Source organism: Cohnella sp. GbtcB17 (assembly GCF_019091135.1).
GTDB lineage: Bacteria > Bacillota > Bacilli > Paenibacillales > Paenibacillaceae > Cohnella.
On sequence record NZ_JAGXJW010000060.1, the window covers coordinates 1 to 24,514 of the forward strand.

Annotated in this window: 13 protein-coding genes; 10 read left to right on the top strand and 3 right to left on the bottom strand. The window is 60.2% G+C overall.

Annotated elements, in window-relative coordinates; all coding sequences use genetic code 11:
- The first annotated feature begins 490 nt into the window (after nucleotides 1–490).
- Entirely contained in the window at nucleotides 491–1,081 is a 591-nt protein-coding gene (locus tag KVT38_RS26665) for a DUF2087 domain-containing protein (protein WP_217596795.1), read from the top strand.
- Between the two features lie 56 nt (nucleotides 1,082–1,137).
- Here KVT38_RS26665 and KVT38_RS26670 read toward each other — a convergent pair whose 3' ends face one another.
- The 3 genes from KVT38_RS26670 to KVT38_RS26680 all read right to left on the bottom strand — a co-directional run bounded on the left by KVT38_RS26670 (nucleotide 1,138) and on the right by KVT38_RS26680 (nucleotide 2,750).
- Nucleotides 1,138–2,133, bottom strand: a complete 996-nt coding sequence (locus KVT38_RS26670) for an LLM class flavin-dependent oxidoreductase (RefSeq protein ID WP_217596796.1) — start codon at nucleotides 2,131–2,133, stop codon at nucleotides 1,138–1,140.
- 104 nt (nucleotides 2,134–2,237) lie between these two features.
- Nucleotides 2,238–2,549, bottom strand: coding sequence for a spore coat protein (locus tag KVT38_RS26675; protein ID WP_217596797.1), 312 nt, complete (start codon nucleotides 2,547–2,549; stop codon nucleotides 2,238–2,240).
- Between the two features lie 12 nt (nucleotides 2,550–2,561).
- Nucleotides 2,562–2,750 carry a spore coat protein gene (locus KVT38_RS26680; RefSeq protein ID WP_217596798.1) on the bottom strand — a complete coding sequence of 63 codons (189 nt, stop codon included), beginning with the start codon at nucleotides 2,748–2,750 and terminating at the stop codon, nucleotides 2,562–2,564.
- 161 nt (nucleotides 2,751–2,911) lie between these two features.
- Between KVT38_RS26680 and KVT38_RS26685 the strand changes: the two genes are divergently transcribed.
- The 9 genes from KVT38_RS26685 to KVT38_RS26725 all read left to right on the top strand — a co-directional run bounded on the left by KVT38_RS26685 (nucleotide 2,912) and on the right by KVT38_RS26725 (nucleotide 24,374).
- The gene (locus KVT38_RS26685; RefSeq protein WP_217596799.1) at nucleotides 2,912–3,256 is read left to right on the top strand and encodes a YojF family protein; all 345 of its coding nucleotides are present in this window, start codon (nucleotides 2,912–2,914) and stop codon (nucleotides 3,254–3,256) included.
- Between the two features lie 27 nt (nucleotides 3,257–3,283).
- Nucleotides 3,284–3,940, top strand: coding sequence for a bacillithiol biosynthesis deacetylase BshB2 (gene bshB2, locus KVT38_RS26690; RefSeq protein ID WP_217596800.1), 657 nt, complete (start codon nucleotides 3,284–3,286; stop codon nucleotides 3,938–3,940).
- A gap of 547 nt (nucleotides 3,941–4,487) precedes the next feature.
- Nucleotides 4,488–5,762 (top strand): BNR-4 repeat-containing protein, encoded by a 1,275-nt coding sequence (locus KVT38_RS26695; RefSeq protein WP_217596801.1) that lies wholly within the window; start codon nucleotides 4,488–4,490, stop codon nucleotides 5,760–5,762.
- A 128-nt stretch (nucleotides 5,763–5,890) separates the two neighbouring features.
- The gene (locus KVT38_RS26700; protein WP_217596802.1) at nucleotides 5,891–8,203 is read left to right on the top strand and encodes a helix-turn-helix domain-containing protein; all 2,313 of its coding nucleotides are present in this window, start codon (nucleotides 5,891–5,893) and stop codon (nucleotides 8,201–8,203) included.
- A gap of 313 nt (nucleotides 8,204–8,516) precedes the next feature.
- Nucleotides 8,517–10,277, top strand: a complete 1,761-nt coding sequence (locus KVT38_RS35635; RefSeq protein WP_368859167.1) for an ABC transporter permease — start codon at nucleotides 8,517–8,519, stop codon at nucleotides 10,275–10,277.
- 13 nt (nucleotides 10,278–10,290) lie between these two features.
- The gene (locus tag KVT38_RS26710; RefSeq protein ID WP_217596803.1) at nucleotides 10,291–11,175 is read left to right on the top strand and encodes a carbohydrate ABC transporter permease; all 885 of its coding nucleotides are present in this window, start codon (nucleotides 10,291–10,293) and stop codon (nucleotides 11,173–11,175) included.
- 39 nt (nucleotides 11,176–11,214) lie between these two features.
- Nucleotides 11,215–12,753 carry an ABC transporter substrate-binding protein gene (locus tag KVT38_RS26715; protein ID WP_254639581.1) on the top strand — a complete coding sequence of 513 codons (1,539 nt, stop codon included), beginning with the start codon at nucleotides 11,215–11,217 and terminating at the stop codon, nucleotides 12,751–12,753.
- 103 nt (nucleotides 12,754–12,856) lie between these two features.
- Complete coding sequence (locus KVT38_RS26720) at nucleotides 12,857–17,839, top strand: Ig-like domain-containing protein (protein ID WP_254639586.1); 4,983 nt, start codon at nucleotides 12,857–12,859, stop codon at nucleotides 17,837–17,839.
- 559 nt (nucleotides 17,840–18,398) lie between these two features.
- On the top strand, nucleotides 18,399–24,374 hold the full coding sequence (locus tag KVT38_RS26725) for a DUF4962 domain-containing protein (protein ID WP_217596805.1): 5,976 nt from the start codon (nucleotides 18,399–18,401) through the stop codon (nucleotides 24,372–24,374).
- Nucleotides 24,375–24,514: the final 140 nt, after the last annotated feature.

Sequence of the window (24,514 nt, forward strand, 5' to 3'; positions counted from 1 at the left end):
ATCTCGTACCAGTACATGATCCGCGGCGGCGTCCTGGCCGCGGCCGTCATCTTCGACGTTCTGACGCGCAAGAAGAGAGCTTGATTTTAAGGAGCCGTCCCGGCCCGCCGCGCGATTTGCGGAGGCAGGGGCGGCTTTTTGCCGTTTGAGACGGGTGATGCGGCCATCGACTGCTATACAGCAGGGGATGGCGCCAGCATGCCCGTAGATTCTCCAATCGCCTGCTATATAGCAGGCGATGCCGCCCGCGAGTCCACAAACTAACTCAACGCCTGCTATACAACAGGGGATGCTGCCGCCTCGTCCACAAACTAACTCAACGCCTGCTCTACAGCAGGGGATGGCGCCAACGTGCCCGTAGATCCCTCAATCGCCGTCACTACAGCAGGCGTTGCGACACACGCCAGGCTTACGTATTGACACACTGAACAGATTTAACTAACATCTAATTAGATAATTACCTAATCTTTAGTGTGGAGGTGTGTAACCCATGCAGCTCGACAAAGTCGTCGCCTACCACAAGGCGCTGGCGGATCCGACGCGGCTGCGGATGTTGATATTGCTGGCCGGCGGGGAACTGAGCGGGCTGGAGCTGGCGGAGCGGCTTCATCTGACGCCCGCCACGATTACGCATCATGCGGCGAAGCTGCGCGAGGCCAGTCTCGTTCGCGAGCGGCGGGAGAAAAATACGATTTATTTCTCGCTCAACGACTATTTTCTTAAAAACAATGCAAGCGCGGCCGTAGCGCTCATCTATAAACACAGGGAAGGGGGCACGAACGAAGTGGACATCGAGCAGGATACGCGTCTGAAGGAGACGGTAGTCAAAAACTTCTTCACCGCGGAAGGCAGACTGAAGCATCTGCCCGCGCAGCTTAAAAAGAAGCTGATCGTGTTGGCTCATCTCGCGTCCAAGCTGGAAGCGGGGCGCCGCTACGGCGAGCAGGAGATCAATGCGTTTATCAAACTTTATCACGAGGACTTCGCGACGATTCGAAGAGAATTCATTATGCATCAGTTCATGTTTCGGGAAAACGAGGTGTACGAGCTGAATCCGCCGGAACTGTGGGCGAGAACGTAACGTAAGCGACCAAACCGGCGAATTCCGAACAATTCGCCGGTCTCATAAACCCGTCTTTACCGCACAAGCTCCCGCGCCAGCAAGCGAAACACGTTGAGTCGCTCGGCCATGCCGTGCGGCGTGCTGTTGATCATCACTTCGTCGAAGCCGTAAACCTCCTGGTCCCGGCGCAGCTGGTCGGCGACCTCGGCGGGCGTGCCGACGAGATGGAGCTTGCGGTTTTCGCGGATGATGGCGAGGTCGGTCTCGGTCAGCGGATAATCCCGCGCCTCCTCCGGCGTCATGATCTGCTGCAGCGAGCCTCGCATAAGCGACAGACGCATCAGGTCGGCCGGCTTCGCAATATATTCGGCTTCCTCGCGGGTCTCTGCCACCGTGGCCGCATACGTCACGAGAATGAGGGGTTTCGGCATGAAGTAGGACGGCTCGAAGTTGTCCCTGTAGGCGTCGAAAATCTCGCGCGTCATTTCACCGTTAAAAAACTGAGCGAACGAATAGCCCACCCCGAGCCGTCCGGCCCGGACGGCGCTGTTGCCGGTGGAGCCGAGCAGCCAGGCTTCGGGCAGCGGCACGTCGTACGGGGAAGCCAGCAGACCTTCGTACAGCGGGTCCTTCGGCGCGCGGTCGGCGATGAGCTGCATCGTCGTATACAGCTTGTCGTACAGGTCGCCGGGCAGATGCGCCCTTCCCTCGGCGAGCGCGCGTGTCGAGTAGTGATCGCCGCCCGGCGCGCGGCCGGCGCCGAAGTCGATGCGCCCGGGCGAGAAGGCGCTGAGCGTCTTGAATACTTCGGCCAGCTTGAGCGGCGAATAGTGCATCATCATGACGCCGCCGGTGCCGATCCTGATGCGCTTCGTCAGTGCAGCGAGCCGCGCGGCGATGATCTCCGGCGCCGTGCTCGCGAAGTTGCGTGTATTGTGATGCCCCGCCATCCACATCCGATGGTAGCCGAGCTCGTCCGCAAGGACGGCGATCTCCTCGGCGTTACGCAGCGCCTGGGGCGCGTCGCTGCCTTTCACGATCGGGGCTTGATCCAGGATTCCTACTTTCATGCACGCACATTTCCTTTCCGAATTCCGTCTTCGCATATTCCATGCCTATACCGTAGCATATCCGCGGCCATAAAAAAAAAGCGCCCGAAGGCGCCCGGCTTGCGCTATTCCTTGATCAGCGACAGCGCGGTGTCTGCTTTAAGCACGTCGTGTTCGACCTGCTTTTCCACGTTGTAGGGATGATACATCTCGTTTTCGATCATATATGCCGCGATCTTCTGATGCGTGTCGATCGCCGTGTCGAGCTGTGCGCGCAAAATTTTGTGAACCTTCGGGGTCGCCGTCTCGGTCAATGCGATGGCGTAGCTCCGTACGGCGGCTTTCGCCGACAGCAGCATATCCGTCGCGATCGCCAGATCGTCCAGCGGCGCAGTCGCTTTTACCAGCTCTTCCTTTTTCATCGTCGTCGTTGCCATGCGGATCACCTCTTATTGTAGGATGGACTTCAATTCTTCGATCGCCTTGGAAGAGTTCACCAGGTCCTGCTCGATCAGCGCCTTCAGCTTCTCATCCTGCGCGAATGCCACCATCGCGCGCGCCTTCGTGGCGCACGACGTCTTCAGCGTCAACAGTTCATGAACCTCAAGCTTCTCGTGCAGCGCCAGTTCCTTTGCCATCTCGATCGCTCCTTCCGTTTGGGTGCCACCAACAACATACCCCGTCCGCATGGCGGGATAAACACTTTTCGGCATATTCCGCCGGCACGCGTCGATCGCGCGCATGCGCCGTTCGTTTGACTGTGGTATATTGAATCATAAATAGCGGAGGAGGCGCCGACATGCTACCGATTCAAACCGTGGAAATTCAGAACAGGATCGATTCGCTCAAGGATCAGGACCTGTACATACACCTGGAATTGACGACGGGCGCTTATGCGGCCCACAATGATAGTACCAAACATCCTGCGGCCAACTTTATTACGAACGCTTTGATCCGTTACGGCATCGGCTCGATCTCGGGCAGCGGACCGTATCGCGTCGGCTTAAAAATGGAAAAAGGCTGGATTTACGCAGAGGGTCTGACGCATTACGACGAGACCGACGCGGATCGCCTCATTATGGCCGGACACGACAGCTCGGGCAAGCTGGTCGTCGCACTGCAGCTCAGCCGTGAGCCCTTTTAATCTAACGACCGGGAGAGGAAGAGATCGATGGAACAACGTATACTAGTCGTGCTGCCGCATCCGGACGACGAATGCTTCGGCATCTCGGGCACGCTGGCCAAGCATATCGCGGCGGGCGCCCATGTCACTTACGCTTGTCTGACGCTAGGCGAGCGGGCGCGCAATATGGGCAATCCGCCTTTCGCGAACCGCATCACGCTCCCGCAGATCCGCAAGGGCGAGCTTGAGCAGTCCTGCAAGGCCATCGGCATCCAGGATCTTCGCCTGCTCGGCTTTCACGACAAGACGCTTGAATTCGAGGATCAGGATCTGCTGGATCTGAAAATCGGGGAACTGCTCGCGGAGCTCGATCCGACGCTCGTCATCACGTTTTTCCCGGGCTTCGCGGTCCATCCGGACCACGACGCGACCGGCGCCGCGGTCGTCCGCACGATCGGCAAGCTGGATCCGTCCTCCCGTCCGCCCGTGCACTGCCTTGCCTTTTCGCACAATCACCAGGAGTCGATCGGCGCTCCCGACGTCTTTGTGGACGTGAGCGACTTTCTGAAGCAGAAGATCGCGTCAATCCTGTCGCACCGCTCGCAATTTTACGTCCCGCAGCTGTTCGAGAAAAATCCGCACAAAAACCGCGAAGTGCAGGAACGCTTCGGCACGGAGCGCTTCTGGACGTACAAGTTCGCATAAAGAAGGACGCGCGCCTTCGGGCGCGTGGCCCCGGCAAGGCTGCCGGCGTCAGGAAAACGTGACTCGGCAGCCTGTTCGGGATCGCTACGCCCGCTTCAAGCGGCAACTATCGATCTATGTGCACACTTCACACCCCAACTCCGACCGCAAGCGCCAACGATCGATCTACGTGCATACTTAACGCCCCGACTCCGGCCGTAAGCGCCAACGATCGATCTACGTGCATACTTCACCCCCCGACTCCGGCTGCAAGCGCCAACGATCGATCTACGTGCACACTTCCGAACCTCATGGCTCACGGCGCTCGCCGGCACGCTTCCCTATTGCCTGCTTCTCTCGCAATTTTGTTCTATTCGCCCTCGAATTCCCTCATTTTGTTCTATCGCCTGCATCATTTTGTGGCTGACGCGGCCCGCGGCCCGCATGATACGATAAGCCTGTCGCCGATCCCGGCGGCCGTTCATGCAAGCGCTTCACCGGCGTCCGCTGCCGAAGCGGCCGCTCCGCAAGCTGCGGTTCATTCCAAGCGATGGAGAGGAGAAGGTGGATGATGAATTGGAAAAGTCAGCTCAAAACGTGGATCGCGGGGCTCGCGCTCGCGTCGCTCTTGCCCGCTGGCACGGGAAGCGCGGCGGCGACGCTGACGCAGGTGCCGTACGCGATGGATTCGAGCAATCAGGCGGGCTGGTGGAGTCCGCTGGAGACGTACGGAACCGGTCTCGAATACGCCTATATGGCGTACAATGCGCCGGGCAGCACCGCAGGCAAGCACAAAGTGTATATCGCGAGGCGGGACGGAGCGGGGGCTTGGTCGAATATCCCCGTCATGGACGGCACGGCCGTAGCGGAGTACGCCGACGACAACGGTCACAACCAGCCGTCGATCGCGCGCGACGGCAGCGGACGTTTCCACGTATTCGCCTCCATGCACGATTCGGCCTGGCATTACTTCAGGTCGGATACGGTCGGCGGCGTGCCGCAGAATCACTCGGCCGATATGCCCGACCAGACGATGAAGGTCACATACCCGATCGTGACGACGGCGCCGAACGGTGACCTGTACCTGCTCGTCCGGTCCAGCCAGGACGCTGCCGGCAAGCGCAACGGCGTGTTGCTGCGCTGGGACAATGCGGCTTCGACGTGGAGTCAGATCGCGGTTATCGCCTCAACGCTTAATCGCTCGGTGTACCCGGACGACCTGGCGTTCGACGCAAACGGCGACCTGCATATTTTGTTCGAATGGGCGTACTTCGCGGCCAGCCCGCTGCGCCATCAGCTGTCGTACCTTAAATACAGTCCTTCCACGAACGCGTTCTCCAAAGCGGACGGCACGCCCGTATCGGTACCCGTATCGCTGACGACGGCCGACATCGTGCAGCCGATGGCGCCGACCGAGGCTTACGTGCAGAGCGGCAGCGATCCCGGCGGCCCCGGCGTGCAAAGCGCCAAGCTCACCGTCGATTCGGCCAACCGTCCGGTCATCGCTTACCGTTACCGCGAAGAGGGAAGCACGACGTTCTCGGTCAAGCAGGCGACGCGCGGATCGGCAGGCTGGAGCTTGCAGACCGTCTACGACGCTTCCGAGACGACGGCCGCCATCGACGTCACCTGGACAGGCGCGCAATCGCGCGTCTACTTCGTGACGGCGGCCGGTACGGACCGCGCCTTCATGGCTGTGCAGTCGGGCACCGGATGGAGCCAGTCGTCGCTCGCGCCGGGCATCCCGATCCAGCGCCTCGCGGTGGAGCGAAACGCGAACGGCGTCGATATTTTGTATCTGGTCGATATCGCCAATCTGAAGCTGTATTACGGACGCAACTAAGCCGATGCGGTCGGGGAGCGGTCGGACGCGCGCGGCGTCGGGCCGCTCTCTTTTTTTTCCATCCGTTGACAACAAAAAGAGGGAGCGATTATAGTTAGTGCACGAATGCAACTCGGGAGAGAAGCCTTATGAACGTGTTCCGAACGCTCCGCACGCGCAAGTTTCTGCAGCGAATCCTCCTCAGCTTCATGCTCGTCGTCGTCACCCTCGCGGTGACCGCCTATTTGCTCAACGTCAACGCCCGCGGCAAGGTGCTCAGCCTGCAGAACGACGCCGACCGCAAGCTGCTCACGCAGATCAACTACAACATCGAGAACATGAACGGCATCGTCAAGGACATGGCCGTCTCCCTGTTCAACGACGACGAGTTGATCGCGCTGAAGGCGGGGGCCGACTACCGGCAGAGCATTCTGAAGATCGACAGGCTCGATCGTACGGTCGCCGAGTCGCCCTATTTGCATGCCGTGGCGTTTTACAACCCGAACCAGAAGCGCTTTTATTCCTCGCTGAACCACGGGATGGACAACAGCCGGTTATACGAGGTGTTAGGCGGATACCTGCAGCAGCACCCGGACGTTCCGAAGCTCCAGCTCATGCCACTCGACCTGGACGGCGGCGGCAGCGGCATCGACGTTTTCGCCTGCTTTCTGTACGACGGCCCTTCGCTAGGTTCGGTCAACGGCAGCGTTCTAGTGCTGACGGTGAAGCCGGACTGGATGCTGGACAACGTGAAGGCGCTCAACAAGCTGGCGGACCGGGAAAAGGACCTGCTTCTCGTGACCGACGGAGACGGCAACGTCCTCATGTCCAGCGAGCCGCTGACGCCGGCCCAGCTGGCGCTCAAGGACGAGGTGATGCCGCGGATCGCGGCCTCCTCCAGCAGTCTGGAGGACTTCGTGCATCGGCACGCCGGCAAGAAGTACAAGGTCGCCTACTTGGGTAAAGGGATGAACAATTGGCGTATTTTGAGCCTGCGCGATTACGATGCGGTGCTGGGCAACGTGAACCGGATGAAATGGACGGAAATCGGGGTCATGCTGTCGGTCGTCCTGTTCGCTGTGCTGCTGTCGGTATTTTTCTCCCTGCGGCTGTACCGCCCCGTCGGGCGACTGCTCAGTCTCATTCCCGAGGATCCGCGCGGACACCTGCAGGTAAAGGACGAGCTGACGCTCATCGAATCCAATTACATCGGTATGGTCGACAGGCTCAGGGGTTTGGAGCGCGACGAGGCTTCCAAGCGCAACATCGCCAAGGTGTACCATCTGCGGAGCCTGCTCGGCGGGAGCGAGGCCGTATCGGAACCCGAGTTCTTGCAGAACCGCGAACAGTACGGCATCGATATCGCGGCATCCGGCGCGCTGAGACTTGCGGTCGTACGTCTCGACCGTAGGGAGACGCTCGTCGCGGCATCGGGCGCCGGCTCCGAATCGCTCTTTACGTTCGCCATCGCCAATATCGGCGAAGAGCTGCTTCGCGGCGACTACGACTGCGAGTACGCGGATATGAAAGACGGCCATCTCGTGTTTATCGTCAGCGGCAGGGGAGAAGGGGGCCTTGAGGCGCTGGGCGAACGGTTCCGCGAGCTGCAAGCGACGATTATGTCCTTTTACCGGGTATCGTTCACCGTTGCCTTGAGCCGCCCCTTCGGTCATTACCGCGACATCTCGCGGCACTATGCCTTGACGCTGCGGCAGTCCGACTACCGGATGAGCCTCGGGCACGGAGCGGTCATCGAGCCGGAGGATATCGAAGCCAACGAGCGCAACGAGCAGTTCCGGATTCCCGGCGAACTGGACAAGCAACTGATCGAGGGGCTCAAGAGCGGTAACCTGGCGCAGACGACCGAGGCGATCGAGAGCTGGCAGCGGGCGATCGGCGCGTTTAGCTTCGAAAATATGTTTTCGGCGCTCCTGCAGATGGGGATGACGATCAGCAACACGCTCGGCGAGATGAATCAATTCAATCTGAATCCGGTATCCGTCGACCTTCACGCGGTCAACCGGCGCCTGGTCGGCACCGAGACGCTGGACGAGGCGCGGGACGTGCTGCTCGCCGTGGCGCGGGAGATGTTCGAGCAGCGTCAGAGCGGCAAGGAGGACAAGAGCCGGCTGCTTGCCGACACGATCGCGGAGATCGTGGACAAGCACTTCGCCGATCCGGACCTGAACGTCCAGAAGATCGCCGACATGCTGAAGATGAACCCGGTATACCTCGGCCAGGTGTACAAGGCGCAGGCGGGGGAGACGGTCGTCGACCGGATCAACGCCGCGCGGCTTGCGCAGGCGAGACTGCTGCTCGAGCAGCAGGACTTGACGGTGTCGGAGATTATGGAGCGGGTCGGCTTCGGCAATGAGAGCTACTTTTACCGGCTGTTCAAGCGCCGGTACAGCGTTACGCCCAAGGAGTACAGACTCAAATCCGCTATCGAACGCAATACGTAAGCCATCGTGAGCCATGCCCGTCCGGTAACCCGGTACGGGCTTTTTGCTGCGCAAATTTACCGAGTCGAACTGGCCCGGGTGAGGGCGTTGGCTGGTTGGCGGATCAAAGTAACGTTTACGGACGTTACTTCCGGGACAACGGGCGGTTGGTGTGTCGAAGTACCGCTCACGGACGTTACTTTCGCGAAAACCGCGGGTTAGGGAGCAAAGTAGCGTTCACGGACGTTACTGCGACGCGATAGTCGGGCGGATGTGCGAAGAGGTGCCGATTGAGACTTCTTTTGACTCGCTGGTCAGGCGGATGTGCCAAGTAGTGCTAGCTGAGACTACTTTCGGCGCGCTGGTCGGGCAGGTGGGCGAAGAAGTGCTAGCTGAGACTACTTTCGGCGCGCTGGTCGGGCAGGTGGACGAAGAAGTGCTGACTGAGACTACTTTCGGCACGCTGGTCTGGCGGGTGGACGAAGAAGTGCTGACTGAGACTACTTTCGGCGCGCTGGTCGGGCAGGTGGGCGAAGAAGTGCTGACTGAGACTACTTTCGGCGCGCTGGTCGGGCGGGTGGACGAAGAAGTGCTACCTGAGACTACTTTCGGCGCGCTGGTCGGGCGGGTGGACGAAGAAGTGCTACCTGAGACTACTTTCGGCGCGCAGGTCGGGCGGGTGGACGAAGAAGTGCTGACCGAGACTACTTTCGGCGCGCTGGTCGGGCGGGTGGACGAAGAAGTGCTAACTGAGACTACTTTCGGCGCGCTGGTCGGGCGGGTGGACGAAGAAGTGCTGACTGAGACTACTTTCGGCGCGCTGGTCGGCCGGGATATCCGGCTGGCTTGTTTGTCGCGAAGCTGGCCGCACCACCGTACCTGTACAGCACACTGTACGCCACCTGTACAGCCCGCAAGCCGCGCCGTTACAACATTCTGGCATACGTACAGCCTGCGTTTACAGGAATCCTGCATATGTACAGTACCGCCTCCGAAGCCCTCTGCGCTATCGTTAGACCTGCAAGCGGGAGCAACAACGCAGCAAGGGGAAGCAAGGGAAGGAGCATTCGTCATGCCGAACAAAGCATCGGTCGCCCTGAGCGACCAGAGCCGCACAAGCGCATTAGCCGACGCACAGTCGTCGCCGGCAGGCACCGCCAACAAGCCGAAGCGCCAATCGTTTATCCGAAGAGAGCTCAAGCATTTCAAGAACAACCGGGAGCTGTTCCTGCTGTCGCTGCCCGGCCTCATTTACAAATTGATCTTCGCGTACCTGCCGATGATCGGGCTCGTCATCGCCTTCAAAAATTATCGTTACGATCTCGGAATGTTCGGGAGCAAGTGGGTCGGCCTGGACAATTTCCGGTTCCTGTTCACGACGGACACCGCCTGGCGAATCACGCGCAACACCGTGCTGTACAACGCCGGCTACATGCTGATCACGACGCTCGGCGCCCTGTTACTCGCGGTGCTCATGAACGAGCTGAAGGCGAAGTATACGAAGTTTTACCAGACGGCGCTGTTCCTGCCTCACTTCTTATCCTGGGTGCTCGTGGGCTACATCGCCTACGCGTTCCTGAATCATTCGGACGGCTTCATCAACCGGATGCTGATCTCTCTCGGGTTCGATCCGGTCAGCTGGTATCAAGATTCGGGTCCCTGGCCGGTCATCCTCATCGTCGTACACCTTTGGAAGGCGATCGGCTTCACGACACTGATCTACTTCGCGGGCATCATGGGCATCAGCGGCGATTATTACGAGGCTGCCCGAATCGACGGCGCGACCAAAGCGCAGATGGCGCTCAAAATCACCGTGCCGCTGCTCACGCCGCTCATCATCATCATGCTCATTCTGTCGATCGGCGGCATGTTCCGCGGCGACTTCGGGCTGCATTACTTCATTCCGAACAACTCGGGCTTCCTGTTCTCTTCCACGGACGTCATCGACACCTACGTATACCGGGCGCTTCGCGAAGTCGGGAACGTGAGCATGTCGGCCGCGGTAGGCTTCTATCAATCGATCGTCGGCCTCGTCCTGGTGCTCACGGCGAACGGCATTGTACGCAAAATCAACCCGGATCACTCGATGTGGTAAGGAGGAATCGCAGATGCAGCAAGCAAGACCGATCCCGCGCACGTTTATCCACCTGTTCTTCGTCATCCTATCCGTGGCGATGATTCTGCCGTTCCTGCTCGTCGTTTCCGTCTCCTTCACGGACGAACAGGCGCTGACGCAGCATGGCTACCAATTCTGGCCGAGCGACTTCAGTCTGAACGCTTACCGCTACATGCTCGACTCCCCGGTCATTCTGTTCCGGGCTTACGAGGTGACGCTGATCGTGACGGTCGTAGGCACGATCGTCAGCCTGCTCATCACCGCGATGACCGCTTACGTCGTCTCCCGCCCGGATTACCGGTACAACCGGATGACCACGTTCTACGTTTTCTTCACGATGCTGTTCAGCGGAGGACTTGTTCCTTCTTACATTTTGGTCACGCAATACTTGCATTTGAAGGACAGTCTGCTGGCGCTGATCCTTCCCGTCCTGCTGTCGCCTTTCAATATCATGGTAATGAAAGGGTTCCTGTCGAAGCTGCCGTTCGAGGTGATCGAGTCGGCCAAGATCGACGGGGCGCGGGAGTTCAAGATTTTCTTCCGCATTATCCTGCCGCTGTCCACGCCGGCGCTGGCGACGATGGGCCTGCTCATCGCATTCGCCTACTGGAACGAATGGTTCAACGCCATGCTGTACATCGACGACCCGAACAAGGTGCCGCTGCAGCTGCTGCTCGTGCGGACGCTGAACAGCATCGAGTTCATCACGGCCAACTCGGACTTCGCCCAGCAGCTGGGCATCGATCTGTCGCACTTCCCGAACAACTCCGCGCGAATGGCGATCGCCGTTCTGGCGGGCGGTCCGATGCTCATCGTGTTCCCGTTTTTCCAGCGTTTTTTCGTCAAAGGACTTACGGTTGGCTCCCTCAAGGGTTAACATATTCAAATCAGAGCACAAAACTAGGAGGTCACAGGAATGCTGAAAAGAAAAATCGGCTCCACGGCGGCGATCGCGCTGCTGACCGCAACCGCGCTGGCGGCTTGCGGCAACAACAACAACGGGGGCAATTCCGCCGCTTCGCCTAGCGCGAGCGGTTCGTCCCCGGCGGCGTCCAGCGCGTCGGCGACGGCATCGAGCGGCTCCGAGCTCAAGCCGGTCGAGCTGACGTGGTACTATCCGCTGAACCAGATGCAGCCGGACCAGCAGAAGGTCGAAGACGCGGTCAACAAGATCGTCAAAGAAAAGATTAACGCAACCGTCAAACTGAAACCGGTTGCATTGGGTGACTACGTGCAAAAGATGAACACCGTGCTGGCCGCCAGCGAGACGTTCGACATCATGTGGACCGGCTACCTGATCAAGCCGGAGGAGCTCGTCCGCAAGGGCGCGCTGCAGCCGCTCGACGATCTCATCGAGCAATATGCGCCGGCGCTGAAGGCCGACATGCCGCAGTATATGTGGGACGGCCTTACGGTTGACGGCAAGATCTACGGCGTCGCCAACCAGCAGATCAACGGCTCGCGCTACGGCTTTATCATCCAGAAGCGTTTTGCCGATAAGTATCAGCTCGACACCGCCTCCATCAAGAAGATGGAAGACATCGAGCCTTTCCTCGAGAAGATCAAGCAAGGCGAGCCGGACATCATTCCGTTCAACGGCTACTACAATACCGTGCTGCACGACGCGACGTACTGGGGCGTGCCGGGGCTTGACGACCACTTCTTCATCAAGTCGGGCGACCCGACCTACAAGCTGTACCGCTATCCGGAGGAAGAGCTGAACACGTTCAGACTGGCAAGCAAGTGGTACAAAGCCGGTTACATCTACAAAGACGCAGCTACGGCCAAGATGACGGATTACCAGGCGAAAGGGCAGATCGCGGTCGATTTCCAAAACGTCTTGAAGCCTGGCGTCGAAGCCGAAGTCAAAGGCCGCAACGGCGGCAACGACGTGATCGTCGTGCCGATCAGCGACTGGTTCACGAACGGCTACTCCGCGACGACCAACCTGTCGATCAGCCGCACGTCCAAAAATCCGGAGCGCGCGATGATGCTTATCAACCTGATGAACAGCGACGCGGAGCTGTATAACCTGATCAGCAACGGCATCGAAGGCGAGCACTATACGAAGAGCGCGGAAGGCTTCATCACGCCGAAAGAAGATTCCAAGTACCGTCCGAACATGGACTTCATCTTCGGCAACGTGTTCAACAGCTACCTGAAGGAAGGCCAGCCGAAGGACGTATGGGAGCAAACGAAGAAAATCAACGAAACGGCCGAATTGAACCCGGTCGGCGGCTTCAAGTTCAACTCCGAGCCTGTCGTCACCGAGATCGCCAACCTGAACGCGGTATGGGGCGAGTACAAGAAGGGCATCCAGACCGGCACGCTCGACTTCGACAAGACGTGGCCGGGTCTGTACGAGAAGCTGAAGGAAGCCGGAGAAGAGAAGTACGTCGCCGAGGTCACGAAGCAATTCGAGGAGTACCTGAAGACGTCGGGTCTCAAAAAATAATCGAAAAATAATCGCATAAACGGTTCGCGGCAACGAGAAAGGCGCCGAAGTCGGGCGCGGTGTTCCAGACTCATACGTTAAGGAGAGATGGAAACGCATGCACATGAAAAGACGGATGACGGCTTGGCTCGCAGGCTTGATGGTATTATTCTGCGCTTTTCCGATGATGCAAGTATCCGCTGCGACCGACGAGGCGCCCGGTAACGGCGCGGTCCTGTACGTCGCGACGAACGGCAGCGACGCCAATGCCGGCACGATCGCCGCGCCCTTCAAGACGCTGGAGAAGGCGCGCGACGCCATCCGCGACATGAAGGAGAACGGCGGCCTGCCGGACGGCGGCGTCACCGTCTACCTGCGAGAAGGGCTGTACGAGCGAACGTCGAGCTTCGAGCTCGGCGCGGACGACTCGGGCGAAGCCGGCAAGACGATCACGTACATGGCGTACCCCGGGGAGACGGTCCGCCTGTCCGGCGGCCGCGACATCCCGAAGAGCGGGTTCGCGCCGGTGACCGACTCCGCCGTGCTGAATCGCATCATTAGTCAGGACGCGAGAGCGAAGGTGCTGCAGATCGACCTTGCGGCGCTCGGCATTACCGACTATGGCGTGATGAGCCGCCACGGCTACTATCTGGCGAACGACCTGAGCCAGGTGCCGCCGATGGAGCTGTACGTGAACGGCCAGGGCATGACGCTCGCCCGCTGGCCGAACGAAGGTACGGTCCAGATGGGGGACATCATCGACCCGGGCCCGACGCGCAAGGACGCGGACCTGCAGCAGCGCGGCGGCACGTTTACGTATACGTACGACCGGCCGCAGTACTGGACGCAGGCGGACGATATCTGGCTGGACGGCATTTTCGGCTACAGCTGGGAATGGTCGTACAACAAGATCGCCAATATCGACACGACGAACAAGACGATCACGCTGCGTTACGGCGAGATGAGCGGGTTGTACAAGAACTGGTACCCGGACTTCCACTTCGCGCAGAACCTGCTCGAGGAGATCGATATGCCGGGCGAGTACTACATCGACCGTGGCACCGGCAAGTTGTATTACTTGCCGAACGCCGAGTTTAACACCGCGAATCCCGAAATTACGGTGACGATGCTGAAGACGCCGATGATCAATTCGATCGACGCTTCTTATATCGACTTCAAGGAGCTTATTCTCGAAAACGGGCGGGACTCCGCGGCCGTCATCGTCGGCGGCAGCCACGTGCGCATCGTGAACAGCGAGATCCGCAACTTTACGAACAGCGGCGTGCTGATCAACACGCAGAGCCGGTTTTTCTACAACATCTTCGACGGCGCGCCGGGCACCGATCTCGGCGTCGTAGGCTCGCATATCCACCATATCGGCGGCACTGCGGTCACGCTGAGCGGAGGCAACAAGACGACGCTCGCGCCGGGCAACAACTACGTCGAGAACTCGCATATTCACGACTTCGCCTATTATCACAAGGCGTACAATCCCGGCGTCATCCTGTCGGGTGTCGGCAACCGGATGTCGCACAACGAGCTGCACGACGCGCCGCACCCCGGCGTACTCGTCTTCGGCAACGACCATCTGATCGAGTACAACGAGATTTATGACGTGTGCAAAAGCTTCTCCGATCTCGGCGCCATTTACATGAACGCGGGCGAGACGCCGCAGCAGCGGGGCACCGTCATCCGGCGCAACTATTTCCACGACATCGGCACGAGCAAGGCCGGCGTCGAGGGCATCTATCCCGACAACTTCACGATGGGGCTGAAGATCGAGGAGAACGTCTTTTACAAAATGGGCAATTCCGCCATCAAGAACAACGGCGGCTCGTACATTTTGTCGCGCAACAACATTTTCGTCGACGCGAAGGTGCCGTACGATTATGCGGACATCTATCTGGGCGATAAGCCGGATGGGCAGATTGCAAAAAACTACATGCCGAAGTGGCAGGCGCTGTTCGCCGCGAACAACAACTTCGTTGGAACGCCGTACCTGACCAAGTATCCTGAGCTCGCCACCTTCTTTGACGAAAACCGATACTATCCGGACTCGAACACGTTCCAGGGCAACATCGTCTACAATCCGAATGTCGCCCGGAGCGTGACAACCAATGTGTATGGCGCCTACGACAAATTTAATCTGGTCCAGTACGCGAACAACTGGGTGACGACGACCGATCCCGGCTTCGTCAACCTGGCCGGCGGCGACCTGACGCTTGCGGCGAATGCGCCTGCTTACACACAGATTCCAGGTTTCCCGCAAATTCCGTTCGGCGACATCGGCACGTCAGGAACACCGGGAACGACCGCGGGGCCGCATGAATTCCCGGTCACCGGCGTCGCTGTGTACAACGACGACATCGCCGTCGACCGCTTCAAATCGGTAAAGCTGCAAACGGCGGTCTTGCCGTGGAACGCCACTCAGTCGGCGCTCACGTTCGTCTCCGCCGATCCGTCGATCGCCACGGTCAGCGCGGCCGGCGTCGTCACTGGACAGTCGGTCGGCGATACGACGATCACGGTCGCCTCGGCCGTCAATCCGAGCCTCACGGCCGTCGTATCGGTGCACGTCGAGACCGGCGACGGCGTCATGGACCGGACGGACTTCGAGTCCGGATCGGGCCTGTGGCCGCAGGATGCGAACCGCTCGATCGTGAAGGTCGACGACAATCGGTGGTATAAGCTACTGAACAACGCGTCGACGCTCATCAACAAAGATTTTACCGACTACGAGCTGACCTTCAAGTTGAAGACGCCCGAAGTCATGCCGGCTTTCGCTACGCTGTACATCTTCGATAAGCAGGTGGGCAGCGGCTCGACACGGATCGGCTACAAGGTGCGGGAGGACGGCACATCATCCTGGATTTTGTACAACTCGGCCTGGGCGGTGCTCAAGGAAGTGAAGCTGCCGGGGCAGGACCTGCTGCCGAATACAACGTACGATATTAAGGCGCTCGTCAAGGGCTCGGACTACAGCGTCTACGTGAACGGCGCATTCCGGATGAAGGGCTCGGATCCGGGACATAACGCGACCGGCAAAGTCGGCTTCTACGTCAACAACGTCACGAACATGATGTTCGACGATATTCAGTTCAAGGCGTCGACGACAGACGTGTCCGGCGTATTCCCGACGGAAAATCCGGTGCGCATCACCGCCGGGGAGACGAAGCAGCTCGCCGTGTCTTTCGATCCGGTCGACGCGGCCAACAAGGGATTGACCTGGACGTCGAGCGATCCGTCGGTGGCGACGGTGAGCGCGAGTGGCGTCGTTACAGCGGTGAGCGAGGGCGACGCGACGATTACGGCGACCTCGGTCGAAAACGCGAAGGCGACGGCGGCCATCCAGGTCATCGTGTCGAACGTCTTGCACTTCACGAACTTCGAATCGGGCGGCAACGGCTGGCCCGTCGACCCGAACCGCAGCATCTATGCGGACGCGAACGGGAACCGCTGGTACAAGATTTTGAACGGCGCCACCGGAATTCTGGATAAAACGTTCTCGGATTATATGCTTGAGTTCAAGCTCCGCACGCCGCCGACGCTGCCGACGGGCGGGGGCACGCTGTACATTTTCGACCGGCAGGATGCGACGGCTTCAACGCGCATCGGCTACAAGATGAAGACGGATGGCACGTCGGATTGGGTGCTGTATAACGGCAGCTGGGCCGTGCTGAAAACGGCGCCTCAGACCGGCTGGGATCTCGCAGCCGATACGACGTACGACGTGAAGGTTCTGGCTGAGGGCGGACATCTCAAGGTATACGTAAACGGGGCGCTGCGTCTGGACGCCACCGATCCGGGCTACCGCCCGTCGGGCAAGGTCGGTTTCTACGCCAGCGGGTTCAGCTACCTGCTGTTCGACGACGTCCGCTTCTCGGTCTTGCCGCAGGAGCCGGCGCCGGCCTTGTCGACGCCGCTCGCGGTGGCGCCCGGCAGCGCGCCGGGCTCGACCAAGGTGACCGCCGTCGCTTCGGATGCGACGCACAGCCTGCACCTGGTCGTCTCGGCGGCGCCGCTCGCGACGCCGAAGCTGGGCAGCGCGGCGCTGCCGGACGGGGCGGTTCCGCTGGAGAGCGGAACCGCGCTCGAGGTGCCGGCGGCAGCGGCCGGCGCTTACGTCGGCGTCTACGAGACGGCGACGGCGACGGGCAAGATCACGCGGTTCGGCTCGCGGCAGCTCGCCGCGGCCGACATCGCGCCGTATCCGGCGGCCGCGCTTAGCGTGTCGGCGGCGCCGGGCACGGCCGCGGGTACGACGCGGCTCGCGGTGGGCGACGTGCCGGCGGGCCATGCGCTGAAGGCGGCCGTGTATGCGTCGGCGGCGGAGCTGCCGGCGGCGCCGGATCTGGGCGGCGCGGCGCCGGAAAGCGCGGCCGACTATGCGGCGGACAGCGATCTCGCCGCCGCCGAGGGCAATGCGGTCGCCGTCTACGAGCTGGACGCCGCAGGCAAGATCGCGGCATACGGCACGGTGACGCTGACCGCGGAGCAGATCAAGGGCGAATTGCCTACCGAGGGGCCGGGTCTGCCCGGCAAACCGGTGCTGTCGAGCGACAACGGGTACGACACGGGCTTGCTCGACGGCGACTACAAGATCACGATGAATCTCTGGTATGGCGAGAACGGTACGGTCTACAAGCTGTACGAGAACGACGTGCTCATCGATACGAAGTCGCTCGCCAGCGCATCGCCGGCCGCGCAATCCGCGGTCACGACGATCTCGGGACGGACCGATGGAACCTACCGCTATCGGGCCGAGCTGATCAATGCGAAGGGCAAGACGATCAGCGAGACGCTCACCGTCACCGTCAAGGACGCGAAGCCGGGCAAACCGGTGCTGTCCGCGAACAATTGGGACGGCGACGGCAGCTACGACGTGTCGATGAACATGTGGTGGGGCACGAACGGCGGGACTTACCGTCTTTACGAGAACGGCGAGCTGATCGATACGCAGCAGCTCACTGCCGGGACGCCGTCCGCGCAATCCGCCAAGACTTCGGTTTCCGGCCGGGCGCCGGGCAGCTACGAATACCGCGCGGAGCTCGCCAACGCGGCCGGCGCGACGACAAGCGAGACGCTGGTCGTGCAGGTGACGAAGTGAAGTAAGGCAAGGCAAGGCAAGGCAAGGTGGACCATACTTAAAAGAAACCGTTCCTTTATGAAGATGACTGCGATAAGCGGTCGTTTGCGGAGGGGCGGTTTCTTTGCGCGTTGCGGCGTTTCTCCAAACATCGGTTGAGCTTGGCCTTGCGAGCGAATAAGGGATTTGCGGTCCGCCAGCCTGCAGAGTAACTTTTTGCCCTTACAGCTTCCTGTAGACCGAGATACCGCAGCAAAGGATGGGCTAGCGTCACTTTTGCGCGATAGATTGAAAAGAACGCCATACTCTCCTGAGCGAAGCAGCGGAACTCTGGCGATCTCCGGTCCGCGCGTACGCATCTTAATCTGTTTTTTTGAAGCTAATCTCTTTTTTTGAAATAGCGAAATAGTTGCACGGATCGCGATATCCGTTCATATACGGCGGCCGAGAGGCTGGGCTACCATAGGCGTGTACGGAAGGGAGGCTTGATCGAAAGCGTTTCCAATGCGGCGATGCGAGACCTGCCGGCAGCAGTCTGCCTGACGAATCACATCTATTAGGCTGAAAAGGAGCTGGGACGATGAGGGGTTGGACGAAGAAAAAAACGATGGCGTTCGGCATGGTCATCGCGATGTTCGCGAGCCTGCTGAACGTCGGTGTCGCCTTCAAGAGCGCACAGGCGGAGGAGACGGGCCTAGCCTGGCCGGCGTCGGTGTGCGGCGGCTACAATATGCCGTTCGCGCCGGCCGAAGGTTTGGTCACGACGCAAAATCCGCCGGACTTCAGATGGCCTGCGGTACCTAACGCGACAAGCTACGACCTGCAGGTCAGCCGAGACGTATCGGTATCGAGCGTCACATACGAGAAACTCGCACTGACGGAAAACGTCTATAATTTCCCCAAAGCGTTCGATAGCGGCACCTGGTACTGGCGGGTGCGCTTCCACAAGGCCGAAGGGACGTCGGTATGGAGCGACGTGCGCAAGTTCCGGATCGAAGAGCAGTACACGAAGTTCGAAGTGCCGCCGGTCGCAAAGTTGATCGAGAATGTGCCGGACGGACATCCGCGCATCTGGACGACGCCGGACGGGCTCCAAGGCTTCAAGGATCTCGCCTTGTCGGGCAGCGGGAAGGCATTCATCGAAGCGAAAATCAAAGATCTCGTCTTGCTGAAGGCCGGTCAGGCACCTCCGAAAGATCCGCCGCTTAGTACCGATCCTAATCTTACGGAAAGGGAAAGGTTGGACCAATATGCGGAGAAAGCCAAAGATCTGCTGAACAAAATGGTCGACACCGCCTTTCTATACCTGATTACGGAAGATCAGAAGTATTTGACCGACGCGAAAATTCGGCTGTTCGGCGGCAACAACGTCGCCGGCATCGCCGGCTGGGACCCGACAGGCCCGTCCGGTCAGCAAGACCAGATTCAGCGTTCGGTCGCGCTCGCTTCGGCGATGGCATACGACTGGCTGTACGACGAACTGACGGAGCAGGAACGCACGACCCTTCGGGATCTGATCGCCTTGCATACCATAGCGATGGTAGAGGCGCTCGTCGACAATCCGGATTACAACATTAAGATCAATCCGTACAACTCGCACGGCTGGTCGGCGTTCGGCTATCTCGGCATTATCGCCACCGCCATGCTGGGCGAATATCGCGACGGCATAGCCGAGCAGTGGTACGCTAAGATCGTGCCGGCTTACATCAACATCCTGCCGCCTTGGGGCGGGGAGGACGGCGGCTGGTCCCAGGGTACGGGCTATTGGCAGTGGTCCAGCACCATCGCGCAAGAGTTCGAGGACGTGCTCCTGGCTTCGACCGGGCTCAATCTATACGAAAAAGGTTATTCTCGCAACGCGGGGCTGTACCCGCTATACGTTTTCCCGCATGGGACCCCGAAGGGCGTCTTAGGGGACGACAGCCAATATCTGCCTTCTGGTACTAGCGTCACCATATACAACCGGCTGTCCCAGTTGAGCGGAGACGGACGGCTGAAATGGGCGGGCGAGGCCATCGGCACGGGGCCGTCTCTCACGCTTAACAACAACTACTTCTACGGGGACGACAATCTCGATTCCCGCCCGCCGGTCGATCTGCCGAAAGCCAGGTGGTTCGAGGACGTGGGCGTAGTGGCCATGCATTCCGAGCTGTACGACCCGGACCGCGTCTCGATGTATTTCAGGTCGAGCCCGTTCGGCAGCTACAACCACAGCTATGCCGATCAGAACGGCTTCGTCATCAACGCTTTCGGGGAGTCGCTGGCGATCGAAGCCGGTCATTACGACGGCTATAACACGGCGCACCGAGAGCAGTACACAAGACAGACGTTGGCGGCCAACGCGATTACGTACGACGGCGGCGTCGGTCAGAAGGCCAACGATATCGATGCTGACGGCAAGGTGAAAAGCTTCGTGACGACGCCTGCCTTCGACGCGGTCAGCGCCGACGCGAAAACCGCTTACGGCAACGCGCTGAGCCAGTCGGACCGCGACGTGATCTACTTGCGTCCCGGCATGTTCGTCATGATCGACAGATTGAAATCCGCGGATCCGCAGGGCAATAAGTTCGAATGGCGGCTGCATGCCCAGGATCAACTCGATTTCGACGAAGACCAGGCCGGCGCGACCATTCTTAAAGGAGATGCGGCGCTTAAGGTCCGCTTCTACACGCCGGACAATCTGAGCGCCTCGAAGACGAATCAATACATCGGCGTCACGGGCGGCGAAGTGAAGCCGGGCGGCACCTTCAAGTTGAACGAGCAAGTGCATGCCGTCTTCAGTACGCCCAAGACGGCGTCGACGACCTTCGTATCGACGATGGAAGCGTACAAGCGGGATTCTGCCGCGCAGGACGTCATTTCTGAAAAACACGGCGATTATATGAAGCTGACCTTCGCGGATGGCACGGTCGTGTATGTCCGCCTGACGGCGTCGGCCGGCGAAATCGATGCCGGCAGCATCCGCTTCGACGGTTCGGCGGTCGCGCTAAAGGGCGATTCGGTGCTGCTCGTCGACGGGAAAAAGGTCGTTAAAGACGGCGTTACGCTGATCGAAAGCGACCAGCCCGCGACAATCGCCTACGACGGAGAGCGCCTGTCCGTGTCGGGCCAAGCGGATCCGACGAAGGTGTCCGTCGAAGCGCCGGGCGTTCAGCGCGTTCGCGACTTCGATACCGGGACCGACTTCCCGAGCGGAGGCGCCGTCGCAGCTGGTCTCGCCGATCGCGGCGTGCACTGGGCGGTATCGGGCAGCAAGCTGACGCTGCGCGTCGAGAAGGGGCAGCACGCCTTCAAGCTGAACGACGCGCCGATGCCGGGCGCACTGGAGGACGTGACGCTGCCCGTCGAGATCGACGGCGCGCAGAGCAGCGTGACGATGCAGGTATACAGCGATATTGACAACATGCCTGTCGCATGGGGCAAGCTGAGCAACGAAGCGGGCTTGTATGAGGTTCAGGAAGCGCCGGCGGGCTTGGTGTTCGAAAAGCACGGCAGGCCGAGCAGCGTCTATCTCGAAGCCAACGCTTCCATTCTTGTGCGCGGCGCGGTCGGTCCGCTGAAGCTGACGCGCATCGGCACAAGCCACACGACACCCGCGGAGGTGTGGGAGGAGCCGGACGCTCAGCGGGCTGCGCTGAACATGGTGTGGAAGGAAGCGGAGTTGTACACGTCCATCGGCAGTCCTAATCCCAAAAAGTATTCGCGCGATACCCTCTCGGGCCAAGCCGGTATCGGAGAATGGAAAAAGACCGGGGAATGGGCGAAGTGGACGGTCAATGTGCCCAAGGCGGGCAAGTATGATCTCGTCCTTAAATACGTGGCCGGCTTCGATCCGATCGGTACGATGACGGGCCGACTCACGATGATCGGCGAGCAACCGTATTACATCGAGGCGCCGGTGACGTTGGGAGGACCGGATTTAATTCCCGATTGGGGACGTTGGCCTGAATCCTGGAATGGTCTTCGCGTCCACACCAACCAGCAGCTGCCTGCCGGACCTATCGACATTACGATGTGGAATGCGCAGGGTGCCATGAACCTGGACTGGATCGCCCTGATCGAGAACAAAGACGACGAGGTTCGCCCGAGCGTGCCGGGCGGCGTGCAGCTCGTCTCCCGCACGAATACGACCGCGACGGTCTCCTGGACGGCGTCGACGGACAACGTGGCGGTGAAGGAATACGCGATCTTTGCGAACGGCGAGCAGAAGACGGTCGTGCCAAACGGCCAGACGACCGCTACGGTCACGGGGCTCGTGCCCGGCACGGCGTATGCCATCATCGTGCGGGCGATCGATACGAGCGACAATCCTTCGCTGGACAGCGTACCGCTTGAACTGCCGGCCAGCGATACGGAGCCGCCCGAATGGGGGAGCGCTGCCCTTAAAGCAAGCCGCCTTTTCACGAACACAGCCAGATTAGCATGGGATGCCGCAACGGACGACTCCGGCAGCGTGGCCTCGTACGAGATCTCTCGCAAAACGGCGTCGCAGACCACGTTCGAAAAAATTGCGACGGTCGCGGGCAGCGTGTATGCGTACGATGCGACCCAGCTGCAGTCCGGCGGCGCGTATACGTTCAAGGTCGAGGCGGTCGACGGGGACGGCAATCGTTCGGAAAACGGGCCGAGTTTGACGGTGACGCTGCCTTCCGCAGCCGGCGGGGATTATTACGATTCGTTCGACGAATATCCGGCAGCCACGCTGCCGTCAATGCCAGGCTGGACCGTCACGAAGGCGAGCGGCGACAATGCGTCCGCCGTCACGGTAGAGGCCACGCCGGGCGGCGCCGGACGATCGCTGCAGGTCAAGGACGACTTTTCTCCGAACAACGACAGCTATACCGAGAGCCCGGTCGCGAAAAGGACGACGACACCGATCGCGGGGAAGGTCAAGTTCGAGACCCGCTTCATGTTCAACAGCCTGTTCAAGGACAACGCGACGGGCTACGAGCACGGCAACTACGAGCTGTATTTGCGGGGGAATGGCGCGAATATCGTCCGGTTCACCGGCTTTACGGGAGGCACCTTCGGCTATTATGTAGACGCGGGGACAGGGAACGTTAAGATCCCTGGCAACGCGCTCGACTTCAAGCTGCCCAAGGATCAGTGGATCACGCTTCGCATTGATCTTGACACGGATACCGACACCTACGATTTGACGCTGCAAGCGGACGCGCTTAAGTCCTACGGCGGCATCAGTGTGCCTCCCGGCGCGCTGGACAAGGAGAAGGGAACGTACACCGTACGAGGCATTCCTTTCTTGAACAACCAGAATGTGAACACCGTCGATACGTTCCAGTTCAGCGGCAACCGCTACAAGAGCCAGTTCCTGTTCGACTACGTTGCCATGTACAAGGACACGACGCCCGCGACTGCGGACACGTCCGCGCCCACGACGACCGCGACGCTGTCGCCCGCGCAGCCGGACGGCACGGGCGGCGCTTACGCAAGCCCGGTCACGCTCACGCTGAGCGCGACGGATGCCGGCGGCTCGGGCATCGACAAGACCGAGTACAGCCTGAACAACGGCACCGCCTGGCTGCCCTACGCAGGGCCGGTCACGTTCGACCGCCAGGGCACCTACAGCGTGCGGTACCGGTCCGCGGACAAGGCGGGCAACGTCGAATCCGCCCATAACGTCGGCTTTGCGCTCTCGACGACGACCGTCCGCGCGAAGCTGGCGGACAGCGCGGGCAACCCGATCGCGGGCGCGACGGTCAGCTATTACGACGGCGACTGGAAGACGTTCGGCACGACCGATGCGACCGGGACGGCGAGCAAGATGCTGCCGGACGGCAACTACACGATCGCCATGACCTATGAAGGCAAGACGGTGCAGAAGACGCAAAATACGGGCATCGACAACGTCGCTGCATTCCAGACCGCCAAGGTCAAAGTACGGCTGAAGGACAGCCAGAACAACGCGTTAGACGGAGGTGTCGTCTCCTTTTATTCAGACGGCTGGCGGACGTTCGGTCCGGCGACGGGCGGCGAGGTTACAAAGGAGCTGCTGCCCGGCTCGTATTCGTTCACGATGACGTACGAGGGCACAAGCCAGCAGAAAGAGCAAAACACCGGCGACAACGCCACGGTCGACTTCCGGACGGTCAAAGTGCGGGTGCAGCTGAAAAACAGCCAGGGTGCGCCGCTCGAAGGCGGAGAGGCAGCCTACTACGCGACCGGCTGGCGCACGCTCGGCACGACCGCGGCTTCCGGCGAGACGTCCAAGGAGCTGCTTCCGGGCAACTATGCGTACGCCGTGACTTACGCGGGAGGCATCCTTCAGAAGAGCCAGGATACGATCGTCGACCCGATCGTCGTGTTTCAGACGACGAATGTCGCGCTTCAGTTGAAAGATGTCCAAGGCAACATGCTCGAAGGCGGCGAAGCCGCGTACTACGCGGGAGGCTGGCGTACGTTCGGTACGTTCTCGGGCGGCATCGCGAGCAAGGAGCTTCTGCCCGTCACGTACACGTTCAGCGTCACTTTAAACGGCACGATCAAGCAGGCTTCGGCGGACATCGCCTCGAATCCGACGGTACCGTTCATCATCTAATTTCGCGCTAGGCGTACCTCTATTAGGGCGATCCCCGGATCCAAGCGGATTCGGGGATCGCTTTTCTGACGCGGCCGGGATGTTCCGATTTACACGTGCGAATAGGCTTGTTAAGATTGAGGTGCCCGATCGGCGAAGCA